Annotated in this window: 4 protein-coding genes; all 4 read right to left on the bottom strand. The window is 43.4% G+C overall.

Translation table 11 applies throughout. The annotated features are described in order from the left end of the window. Positions 1-113: 113 nt before the first annotated feature. The 4 genes from ACTQ1L_RS15125 to ACTQ1L_RS15110 all read right to left on the bottom strand — a co-directional run bounded on the left by ACTQ1L_RS15125 (position 114) and on the right by ACTQ1L_RS15110 (position 3,233). Entirely contained in the window at positions 114-458 is a 345-nt protein-coding gene (locus ACTQ1L_RS15125; protein ID WP_441368074.1) for a DUF6618 family protein, read from the bottom strand. Further along, on the bottom strand, positions 455-1,279 hold the full coding sequence (locus ACTQ1L_RS15120) for an ExeA family protein (protein ID WP_441368072.1): 825 nt from the start codon (positions 1,277-1,279) through the stop codon (positions 455-457). Before ACTQ1L_RS15120 ends, ACTQ1L_RS15125 begins: the two co-directional genes overlap by 4 nt. A 3-nt stretch (positions 1,280-1,282) precedes the next feature. Next, positions 1,283-2,689 (bottom strand): DDE-type integrase/transposase/recombinase, encoded by a 1,407-nt coding sequence (locus ACTQ1L_RS15115; protein WP_441368071.1) that lies wholly within the window; start codon positions 2,687-2,689, stop codon positions 1,283-1,285. A 76-nt stretch (positions 2,690-2,765) separates the two neighbouring features. Beyond that, complete coding sequence (locus tag ACTQ1L_RS15110) at positions 2,766-3,233, bottom strand: DUF6431 domain-containing protein (protein ID WP_441368075.1); 468 nt, start codon at positions 3,231-3,233, stop codon at positions 2,766-2,768. Positions 3,234-3,448: the final 215 nt, after the last annotated feature.

Genomic DNA, 3,448 nt, shown 5'->3' with positions numbered 1-3,448 from the left:
TGTTTGTGATTCCTTATCTTGTCCAAATTCAGCTCTCATTTTTGTCCGGCAACTGCTCATTTCATTGCCACAATTAAGATTACATTTCCGGGGCTTTCTGCCCCGGATTTATTTTACTCAATAACGTCCTTAAGTTTTTTTAAAGCATATGCAACGGCAGTTGCATTTTCATATCCAAATCGCTGATCATCCCCAAGGATTGAACGCTGATTCCAGAAAACATCACTCAGGTATGACAGCTCACATCCCATGCGCCAGCCCGGAATGCACAGGAAGTTTCCTCCTGTTTTTGAACCGAACAGGATATGGAAGCTGTATCCTTCAGCATTTACAATGGCTTCGTATGGTTCTTGTGAAATCTGAAGCAGTTCAATCTGTCCTGCTTTATTAATCACATCTGAATCCTCGTAATCATCACCATTAAAATATACAACAGGATATTCATAGTCAAGTATCATAGCTGGTCACCTCCGCTTATCATCTCATGGTCGCTGACGTAGAGAACGTCCTGATCATCTATCACCTGCAGATTCTGCTGGCATCCATACATAAGCGATTTTTCACAGATACGGTTTATCAGTCTTGGAATTCCGCATGACATGCGGAAAATTTCATCAACAGCCCTGCGGCTGAACAGTTCACGGTCTGTTACTCCTGCGTAATTCAGATGAGACTGTATATATTTTTCTGTTTCAGCCCTGTCAAGGTGGGGAAGAACACAGTTTATGTCTATTCTCTGTCTTACTGCATCATACCTTTTGAGTCTCAGCTTGTCTTCCCAGAGTTCTGACTGCCCAACCAGAACCAGGGCCATAGGACTTTCTGAATCAAATTTGTAGTTTAGAAGAAATCGGAATTCCTCTATTGTTTCTTTTTCAAGCAGATGCGCTTCATCAAGCACGCATACCACTTTCTGTCCATGCACGCCGCGTATGATTTCTATTTCCTTCTGAAGCTGGCGTTTGGCATCACCACGATAGTATTTCGATTCAAGTCCGAGCTGGTCAAGAAGTCCTTTATAAAACCATCTTGGCGTGAGCTTTGAATCCGACAGGTAAAGGAAGATATATTTTTCCTTCGGCAGACTCGCTGAAAACCTGCGTATCAGCGTTGACTTTCCACAGCCGGCATCTGCCGTGACTACAGCAAAGAGCTGTCTGTCTGCAACATATGAAAGCCTTCCGAGACAGTCAGCCATGGCTGCCGATTCATATAAATCCTCCGGAGGTACATTTCTTGAAAAAGGTGTATGTTTCATACGGTAAAAATCCTCGTACATCCGTTATACCTCCCTCCTGTATGCACCGAATGAGATTGCATCTGCACGGCGCTTTTTCGTCTCTTCATGCTGCTTTTCAAGCGCATCAAGAAAACGTGATGTCTCCGGTTCGGCTGCTTTCATCTGTGGAGGAAGAGACTGTCTCTGGTCACAGTATTCACCTATTTTAAGAGGCTTCGCCTGAAACGATTCGAGTCCTTCGGAGCTTATGGTTATAATTTCAGGTGCCGCAGGATCATATGCTATTTCTACAGTTTTTCCTATGAGTTTTGGTTTTGTTTCATATCTTCTGCCCTGGAAGCTTATGCAAGCTCCTTTATCAACCTTTCTTGATTCATGATACATAAATGCCTCGCCTACAACACCGGCATCCATGTATACAAGCTGCCGCGTATCACGGTTGAATTCCTGCAGGGGTGAAATTCCTTCATCAGGGACAGATACATTAAGGCTGCGGTAGTATTCCCTGATTCCTTCGTGGGCTTTGTTATGATAGTATTCTTCAAGGAAAATTTTCCAGTAATGATTCAGTTCATCAAGTGTACGTATCTTTTTGGCCTTTGCTTCCGCAATGAAATCGTCCACTACCTGATGAAATTTTTCTATTTTGCCCTTCGATTTTCCGCTTCTTAAAGGTGCAAATGCGATCTGTATCGAAAGCCTGGCAAGCGAGAGTTTAAGCTGCTTTGCAACGTACTGTGAACCATTATCAAAGTAGCATTTGTCAAAACGTCCGTACTTCAGGATGGCTTTTCTGAAGGTATCCTCTACTATGCGTTCTTCCTGATTATCATAAAACTCAGAAGCAAGTATAAATCTCGAGTGGTCGTCAATGGCAGATGAAAGATATGTCTGCACCATTGCCCCGTTTTTCCCGATGGGAAGTTTCGGACCATACTTGATATCTCCCTGTATCAGCATCATCCTGTGCGGTTTGCAGAAACGCTTTGAAGAGCTTTTTCTGGCATCACTGTAAACATCCATGTGTGATGCACCAAACCCTGCATTAAAAAGATGCCTCTGCATCGTAGAGCGTTTCAGCACTCCCGGTGCGACTTTTCCTTCCGATTCAAGTATGAGGATTATCTGTTCCACGGATCTGCGCGGAACCTCACGCCTTAACTGGATGGCATCCTCAAGTAATTCATCATAGTTTTCCGGTTTGTTATCTTTACTATAGTATGTGCGTTCTGCGGGTTTGAGTCCGTCAAATCCTTTTTCCCTGTAGGTACTTACATATCTGCGCACGGTACGCTCTGATATGTCATTTTTCTCAGCAATTGATATCCTTAATTCATGCGCTGAAGCCGGATCCAGGTTTTCATCCAGAAGCGGCAGTATCATGGTGTACTTTTTCAGCGCGGCCTCATCGCTGTTCTGCTTTTTCATTAAAGTTCTGCTTGTATTCATGACTGTATGTCTCCTTTCTGAAAACATCATACAGCCAGAATGCCGGACAGTTAATTCAAAGTCGGTAAAACAGGAATCAGTAGAAAGCCTCAAGTGCATTTCCGGAATTGTATATATACCGCATGACTGTTTTAAGCCAGGACGCCGGCATGGAACTTCTCATGTGACTGAGCAGTGAAATGCCTGTTTCCAGCAGTTCCTCGCTGAAACCAAGCAGTCTGTAGCCTATCGACTTCATATGACCCTCTATGTTAAACTCATTGATAATAAACCAGTGATGCCATCTTATCATAGTGTCCTCCGAAGGACATGTTTCTGAATCCTCATCCTCAGGAGTTACAATGCCATCCAGAACTCCCGATATGGTTTCCTCATTATAGTGCTTGAATGGCGTAAGTATGTCAGGCAACATCCGGTGGATTCTGCGGCACTTATCATTGCCGCACTGATGCCTTGGAATTCTGAGCCATTCATGTGTTCCGTCTTCGTATCTTATGATACGGCTGCAGTAATCACGGAAGATAAGACTGCCTTTCTGACATATGGGACAAAGAAATTCACTGCTCTCTGATAAAAATATGCTGTCCTTTTCTTGTAAAATCTGTTACAATATACATGGTGTTTACCAAGGTTCCGGATGCCGATCTTTTGCGGGAAGGGCTCCGGAGCCTTTCCTTTTATCTTAATAAGGACAGTATAATGGTCTATGGCTGGACAATCAAGAGGTCAGGTGATGGACAAGATAAGAAATCATAAACA

The organism is Agathobacter sp. LCP21S3_B2, assembly GCF_052118705.1.
In the GTDB taxonomy this organism is placed as follows: Bacteria; Bacillota; Clostridia; order Lachnospirales; family Lachnospiraceae; genus Roseburia.
This window is presented reverse-complemented; position numbering and strand designations above follow the sequence as displayed.

What these genes read in the sequence shown, in the direction of transcription:
- ACTQ1L_RS15125 (WP_441368074.1), bottom strand. Translation starts at nt 458, where the DNA reads ATGATACTTGACTATGAATATCCTGTTGTATATTTTAATGGTGATGAT.
- ACTQ1L_RS15115 (WP_441368071.1), bottom strand. Translation starts at nt 2,689, where the DNA reads ATGAATACAAGCAGAACTTTAATGAAAAAGCAGAACAGCGATGAGGCC.
- ACTQ1L_RS15120 (WP_441368072.1), bottom strand. Translation starts at nt 1,279, where the DNA reads ATGTACGAGGATTTTTACCGTATGAAACATACACCTTTTTCAAGAAAT.